The 8,092-nt window shown below is 28.9% G+C and carries 3 protein-coding genes; all 3 read left to right on the top strand.

Translation table 11 applies throughout. The features are described from left to right. Window positions 1–200 precede the first annotated feature (200 nt). The 3 genes from ACFSR8_RS10450 (at window position 201) to ACFSR8_RS10440 (ending at window position 8,027) form a co-directional block, all read left to right on the top strand. Window positions 201–1,283 carry a hypothetical protein gene (locus tag ACFSR8_RS10450; protein WP_380291765.1) on the top strand — a complete coding sequence of 361 codons (1,083 nt, stop codon included), beginning with the start codon at window positions 201–203 and terminating at the stop codon, window positions 1,281–1,283. Window positions 1,284–2,098: 815 nt separating this feature from the next. Next, the gene (locus ACFSR8_RS10445) at window positions 2,099–6,823 is read left to right on the top strand and encodes a hypothetical protein (RefSeq protein WP_380291763.1); all 4,725 of its coding nucleotides are present in this window, start codon (window positions 2,099–2,101) and stop codon (window positions 6,821–6,823) included. Continuing rightward, a complete protein-coding gene (locus ACFSR8_RS10440) occupies window positions 6,813–8,027 on the top strand; it encodes a 5'-methylthioadenosine/S-adenosylhomocysteine nucleosidase family protein (protein WP_380291761.1) in 1,215 nt (404 codons plus the stop codon). The genes ACFSR8_RS10445 and ACFSR8_RS10440 overlap by 11 nt, the downstream gene beginning before the upstream one ends. The last annotated feature ends 65 nt before the right edge of the window (window positions 8,028–8,092 follow it).

Genomic DNA, 8,092 nt, shown 5'->3' with positions numbered 1-8,092 from the left:
TCTTATTGTTTTGGTGAACTTTAAAGATACTCGACTTACTGCTTTTTCATCGATGCTATAATTCATTGCTTCTGATTTTCCTTTCGGAAAATCCTCGCGCTGAATTATTGCCTTTATTTTTTTACTAAATTAGTTGCTGAAACACGCAACGAAATCATACACAAGACCGTTACCTGCAAGCTGAAAAAACCAAATAATAAATGAATGTAGAAAGATTACACCGAATTTTAATTGACCTTGATGAGGAAATAAAGACTGACAAGATTGTCACGCTTTTACAGCAAGTAAGAGACCATCTTCAAAATCAAGTAAACCAACCAAATCAGCCTTCCCATCAAACAAATTTGGTTAATAGTTTGAAAAAACTATATACGGCACTTGAATCGTCAAACTACAATGATTATTCACCAAGTTGGAAAGAAATAATTTCAGAGATAAGTGGAGAAATTGAACTTGGAGTCCCATTAAAGCAAAAAATAGAGAATATACTTGCTACAAATTCAATTACACCTGCAAATGCGTTAGAAGAAATTAAACAGATTTTCATTGATTTACAGACTTTTCAAACCGCAATCAAAAACACTCTAAATGGTTTTGAAGCTTTAGGAATTGAAGAAGAAGATTTGGATGCAGGACAATGTGAACTTGGTTACACAATTCCAAGAGAATTTGTCGAAAACAAGCTTTCCGAGTTGAAAAATGAAATAGCTGAACTGAATTTTATTTTAAATAACATTTCGGAGGCAGTAACTGGAGAAAAGCAGGAATACAAAGTAAAAACCATTTCATCAAGTGATTTCCTTTTGTATGTAATTATTGGACTTCAAGTGGCTGATGTCCTATCAAATGCAACAGAAAGAATTTTAAACATTTACAAGGGCATTTTAGAAATTAAGCAATTAAGAAATCAATTAAAAGACAAAGGAATTCCAGCCTCGAAAACAAAGTCTATCGAAACTCACGCAAACGGAATGATGAAAGACGAAATTAAGGCTATAGTTAAAGAAGTAATGGACGAACATTACGATGGAGATAATGGACGGAAAAATGAATTGCAAAACGGACTGACCATTTCTTTGAACAAACTTGCAAATCGAATTGACAAAGGATTTAATGTAGAAATTAGAGTTGAGCCACTTCCAGAACCAGAAGAGGAAGAAGAGCCAACAGCTGAATACCAACAAAATTCTGAAACGATAAAGTCAATTCAAGAAAGTGCAAGAAAAATTGAATTTTTAGATGCAGGTGGAGAATCGATTTTAAAACTACCTGAAAAAAAATAAAAGCCAGCAGGTAACAATGGCTATAAGTAATTGCTTGTTCTCGCCTACTTCTGAAAATCCTCGCGGATTTTCAGTTTGGTGTGTACTTGCAAAGTTGAGTGCTAACCCACGCAACTACTCATAGCCGAGACCGTTACCACCAATTTGAAAACAGAACTACGAAAGAACAATATTAACTGGATTTATGGACTGATATTCTTAATATTTGGTGTCGGATTAATTTACCATAGTTTAACGGATTTTTTTAAATATAATTTCACAACAGTTTTGTTCGTAATAATGCGTTCGAATTCAAGCATCATAGCTGAATTTATATTTGGAATTTTACTTTCAGTTTCTGGAATTCTGATTTTTATAAATAACAAAAAGTGGTTGACTTTAATAAAAATATTAACGATTGGAATAATTGCGAATTTAGTTTTCGCATTTTCATTAAGAGTTACTGATTACATTTTCGATTGGGAATTGTTAGCGGAATTATCAATTAGAATAATAATTGGATTCGGAATTTATAAGCTAACTATGTATCTGACTCGAATAAATCAATCTGAATGGAATTTAAAATCGGAAAAGTGGAATTTTATAATCGGATTTGTAATTGGACTATTTCCATTCTTATTCCGACAAATTTGGTTCTGAAAATATAAAAACTGGTGGTAACACCGTATAAAAATAATTGCTACATTAGTGCTTAACCAAAGGTCGTTGCAATTTTGTTACGTCTGATTTTCCTTCGGAAAATCCTCGCACACAAAACCGCAACTATTCTTATACATAAACGTTAGCAGCAACCTGAAAAAACTACTTCACATTAAATGACAATAAAACTATCAGATAAATTTGCAGATAAACATTTAGACGACTTTATAAGTAGTGTCTATTCTAACTTCGAAAAGGACAGAAAGGATAAATATACTTTTGATTTAACTGATGTAGAGTATATTGCTAATCAAGAATTATTAGTTCTTTCTTCAATCTTTTCACTTTTTATTAAGAATAATATAGATTTTGAAGTTTTGCTTTTTAAAAAGGGTATTTCTACAAACGAAATACCTAAAAGAGTAAGAAAACAAATAATTGAACTTTGGACAGTATGGGAAATTTGGAGGATAATTCCGAACAAAGAATATTATAAATACTTTAATCTTGATGGTAGTTCAATAGAGCTAATTCAAAAAGAAGATAATTACTACCCTTCTAAAGCAGAGTTATATGGGAGATATGGTGTAACACCTTTCATCCAACTTGATTTCATCAATAATTATAATGCAAATGAAATTCAAAATAGAATTTCTACAGTCTTTAAATTATCTGATGCTATAGAGGAAATCCTTGAAAAAAATAAGTGTCATCATCCCTTTACGAGTAAGTCACTTAGTGCAATTATTTCAGAGGAATTATATTTAAATTTTTTAGACCACTCTTCGGTTTCTTCTTTTTCAGGATTTAACCCTTATGCCTCACTTAGCATTTCTTTTAAGAATAAACTAAGAGACGAGATTGTGTATCTCAACAAGAAAAATTTTGAGACTGAGCAAATACCAGAGACAAAATCATTTTTCTTTAATTCTTTCAAAAAAGAGTATCACAATAGAGGTTATTTAGAATTTTCATTTCTTGATTTTGGTTCAGGTATACCAAAAACACTAAATTCAGAATTACCAAATACAACAGAAGATGAAATCCTCAAGTTTGCTTTTCAACACAATTCATCTAGACATCCTATTAGTATAATAGACAATAAACCTGAAAATTATATCACAAGAGGTTTATTTGATGTTCTCACTATAGTCCGCAGGTATAGTGGGCTTCTAATAGTGAGGAGTAATTACGGTAAGATATTGTATGACTTTAGTTCAACAGACAATGTCAACGAAGCGTATAAAACATTTGGAAATAATAAGTCTTTTTTTCCTGGTACTTTGATAAGTTTATATATACCTGCAATTGAAAATGAAGATATTCTCGATGAAACAAGCATAAAGCCAGAAATAGTATTTGATTATATAAAACCCACGAATAAATTATACTTAAATCTTAATCAAATTCTAAAAAATGTACCTGAACAAAAGGAAAAACTATATAGTCAATCTTTAAAGCAAGTAAGAAAACACATATTATTCAATCAAGATGAACCGACAATTGTTTATTTAAGTTTTTTAGGATGTAATATCGAAGATAGACTAGCAAGAAAAATTTTAATTTATCTGTTGACTGACTATGATATAAATATTAAGACAAATGTAGTATTAATACATAGTCCCAAAGATGAAGTTATAGAAGGTATTTCTAAAATAATAAATTCGTTAAGCCCTGTCTATAAAAAGTATAAAATCCACCCTATTCCATTAATAAATTATGATATTTCATTAGATGAGTTCAACATAAAATGGCTTGGTATATACGATGATTATGATATTAAAAAACTAGACAATCTATTATTTACTGAATATTCTTTAGCAAAATCGGATTTTAACGAACCTTCCTATATAGAAGGACATCTAACCTCTTTTGATAACTACGGTAATTTAACTTCACATTTTCCAGACAGAGAAACTTTAGTCAAACTATTTAATAATGAAGGAAATATTCTATCTGCTAATAATTTAAAAACACTTTTAGAAGAAAGTAATGGCATAGTAAAGGATAATGGCAATGATTTGTATCTCTGTAATGGGAACTACTATCAGAGAGAGTATATTGAAATTAATAACATAATAAATAGTAAAAAAGAATTAGAAACAATTACCAACCTTTTTTACGAATGGTTGAAGAAAGAGATAAACATAATTAATGAAGCATATTTCATCAGCATAACTTCCACAAGTAATAAAATCTCTCAATCTTTTCTCGATTTAGGGTTTATTTCGGAAAAACAACAATTGTCTTTTGAAGATTTTCATTCTTTTGAAGTAGAGTTTAATAAAAATACTGTCAATCCTAAAAATAAATATATACTCATATGTGATGTGATTTCTACAGGGTTTTTAACAGAAAAAATAGCAAATAAGTTAACTGAAAAAGGAGTGAAACTTGATTATGTAGGTGTTTTAGTTTCAGTAGTTGATGATAATTTCAGAACAGAACAAAACTATTTGAAAACAATTTCTGGCCGTATCATTAGTATTCTTGATTACAAGATTCAAAAATTTGAAACAAACGAAATCAAAGAAGAAATAATCAAAAAAAACATAATTAGGATTAATCCTTATACCAATATTCCAATTAGATTAAGTTTCGAAGAAACAAACTATAATGACTCTATCATATTCCACTCAACTGTTGAGTATGACGAAAATTCAAATTTAATTGTTTTCAAAAATGAATTTCTTGATTCTGTAAATGACGAAAATTTAAAAGTTGGTTACTATAAATTCAACAATGTTATCCATCCATATTTTTTCGACACAAAACCCATATTAGATAACCTCGCAATCAAGCTTCTAAAAAAAATCTTTTCTAAGGTCAATAAACCAAAATTAAATTCTGAAAAAGTCCTCTTGTTTTACCCAAGAGATTCAGGAATAAAGTCTGATGTGTTTTTCAGAAATTTAAAATCTGGAATAGGTAATGACAAAATTGAAGAGATTGAAATCGATAGAATAAATACAAAAGAAGGTTGGAGATTTCCCCATAATTCAAATCATTTGTCGTCAAAGGTAGATGGTAATTTATGTTTAATAATTGATGATGGTTCTTCGTCTGGTGATTCATTAATACAAATGATTGATGAAATCTCATTTTATAATGCTAAAGAAATAGTATTGCTATGTTTTATTGGAAGAATAAATGACCACAAAAGAGAGTTCTTCTCTAGATTATCATCTATAAGGGTAAAAAATGGTAATCCAATTAATTTGTCAGTTTATTTTGCTACACATTGGCATATACCAACCTACTATTTGGATAGCAACCCAATTATCAAAGAAACTAATTGGTTGAACGAACTAATTAACATAGCAAATACACCTAATAGTATTAAAAAAATTGCGAAAAGAATTCTTGAAGAAATAGAACCTAAGAATAAGACCTTTAAAGATTATAAATACCTTCCCAAGGTAATAGGAACAAAAACTGTCCCGAAAAAAGAATTAATAAAAAGGCGCGAAGAGATTGGAAAAGTGATTGGTTACAGACTATATAAAGAAAGTTTCAAGTATTTTGATGCCTTTATTAGAAAATATAGTCAAAATAAAAAAGAAGAAAATAGATATGAAGAGATTGAGTTGGTTTGTGCTTGCTTTGTTTACGAGCCTTACCTTTATGAAAAGATTTCAAAAATACTTCCTGATGTAGTTTCTTTAATAGAGGATTTTGTTAAATACTTAATCTATTCTTATGACAAATACGAAAAGCACAAATCATATGATTGGGATAAAAAAGATGTAATACACTTATTTTTTATAGTTTTTAAAGATGAAAAATTAATTGAAGAACTAAATGAAGAAAACTTTCTAAAACTTATTGAATTTACTAGCCCTAAAGAATCATCACTAGATTATATTCTTTATAAGTTAACTAGATACATTCCCATTAATAAAAAACAATTAAACACTTCAAAATATGATATTGAAATTAAGCAATTAATTCAAAGTCTTATTGAATCAAGGTGTAAAAATTATAATATCTTAAAGCAATACTTAAATTTCACTTCTACTCTACCATCCAGAGGTGATTTTAAATCCCAACTTTTCAACTTACAATTACATTATAAGAAACAGCGAGAAGAGGATTTACATTTAAATAAAAAGCAATTTGGTCATTACGTAAGTGCATTTAGTGCAATTATTGGTAAGCTGATAGCAAATATTGAAAGTGGAATCGAGTTTGAAACAGAAGATATTAAAAAGATAAAGAATCTTTGGGTAAATATAACAGACTTTACGACACCAATTCTTAATTTTACAAGCTCATTCCCTGAATTCCTTACACCTTATCCCTCTTTAAAACTGTATAAACAATTAGAACAAGGGGATTATTCCGTAAGAACAAAAATTGGATATAATAATGACGCAATATTTTCAATTGATGAAAACTTTAGAGATACGGCCATTTTAAGAAAAATTGACAAAAACATCAAAGAAATTCAATTGGAAATTGATGAAAATTCACTTTTCTTTAAACTAGTATCAAGTAATACGACTGATTTAAAAACCTTAATTGATGAATTATTAAAAAAAATTATTGAGAATGAGTTATCAATTATCGAAACAAAAGAAGAAATTATTGCAGAAAATACTATTTGTGAAATTCCAAATATTTATAGCCAGCAACTTATCATTAAAGAGATAATTAATAACATCATAAATCATAGTATTCTAGAAAAAGGGATTCAATTTATTTTACACAAAGAAAACGATTCAATCATTTTAATTCTCAAAAACGATATTAAAAAGAAAGACTTTCCTAATAGTACAAGAGAAGGATTAAGGTGCCTCACAAATTTATCTGAAAGTAATTTATTCGGATTTTCATATGAAAAAGAGAAATCCGATAATCAATTTATACAAACACTAAAATTTAAAATCAATGGAAACTAAAAATATTAATCTAGTTGTGTTTGATGAAGAAGAAAATTTCAACAAAACTAAAGAATTGTTAGGATATGAAGGTGCTACAATAAAACGTTTTTATTGTGTACAGAGTCTAATTCAAATGAAAGAAGTAATTAATCAATTAGATGATGATGATATTATTTTCCTTGTTATTCATGTTTTCGGCACTACAAAAAATCTTAAAGGCATAGTAAAGTTCAAAAATTCCGGCATCTTGGATGAATATCCTAAGTTAAGTTATATGTATATCTCTGAAGGGAATAAACAAGATGATATTCAGAAACTAATGATAGATAATAGAATAAGTGTTGAGCAAGTATTTAAATATCACGAGGTATTGGACGAAATAAGAAATAGAAGAAAAATACCATTAACAAAAAAGGAATTACTGGGAACAAGTAATATTCTAAATTATAATACAAGTGAGTTAAACAATTACAAGGACGATTTTAAATTTGATTATGCAATCATAACAGCACTTGAAGAAGATGAAATGGAAAAAATTCTTCCAATTATTGAAAGAGAAGGGAAAATTGATAACTCAAAGCATCTTGTTGAGTTCGGTCATATAAAAGGGTATAAATCAAAAAAAGTTATTTATGCTTCTCAACAAGCAACTGGTATGATAGATGCAGCGATTCTTTCGACAGAATTACTGCAATACAGACCTAAATATCTAATAATGGCTGGAGTTTTAGGTGGAAAGCCTAAAAAAACAAATATTGGAGATGTTGTTATTGCTACAAAAACTTTTACAATAGATAAAGGAAAAATAGACGATTTAGGATTTCACCCAGAGATAGAATCTTCCTCTAATGAAAATGCTTGTATAACGAGTATAAGGAGAGAAAAACAAGAAATCACAAACTTTTTACGTGCTGAAGACAAAACTAGAAATAGTAAAATTAAAATTCATTTTGGACCAATAGGCTGTGTAAGACAGGTTATTGACCTTGAAGATTATTTCAAAGATTCTATTTCTACGACTGACAGAAAGGCAATTGCATTAGAAATGGAAAGTTATGCTGTTTCACGCAGTTGCGAATTAGTCAATAATGGTCAAACTAAGGCACTTATTATAAAATCAGTAATGGACAATACACAAGATAAAGATGATGATGGAAAATCATACGCAAGTTGGTCAAGTGCAATGTTTGTAAAATACATCCTAAAAAACGATATAATTTGAAAAAAGTCGAGTAGGTAAAGGGGAATCTCACCCCTAAACCTCTCACAGAACCGTACGTGATACTC

Origin of the sequence: Hyunsoonleella rubra (genome assembly GCF_042684665.1) — a bacterium.
GTDB lineage: Bacteria > Bacteroidota > Bacteroidia > Flavobacteriales > Flavobacteriaceae > Jejuia > Jejuia rubra.
This window is presented reverse-complemented; position numbering and strand designations above follow the sequence as displayed.

What these genes read in the sequence shown, in the direction of transcription:
- ACFSR8_RS10450 (WP_380291765.1), top strand. Translation starts at nt 201, where the DNA reads ATGAATGTAGAAAGATTACACCGAATTTTAATTGACCTTGATGAGGAA.
- ACFSR8_RS10445 (WP_380291763.1), top strand. Translation starts at nt 2,099, where the DNA reads ATGACAATAAAACTATCAGATAAATTTGCAGATAAACATTTAGACGAC.
- ACFSR8_RS10440 (WP_380291761.1), top strand. Translation starts at nt 6,813, where the DNA reads ATGGAAACTAAAAATATTAATCTAGTTGTGTTTGATGAAGAAGAAAAT.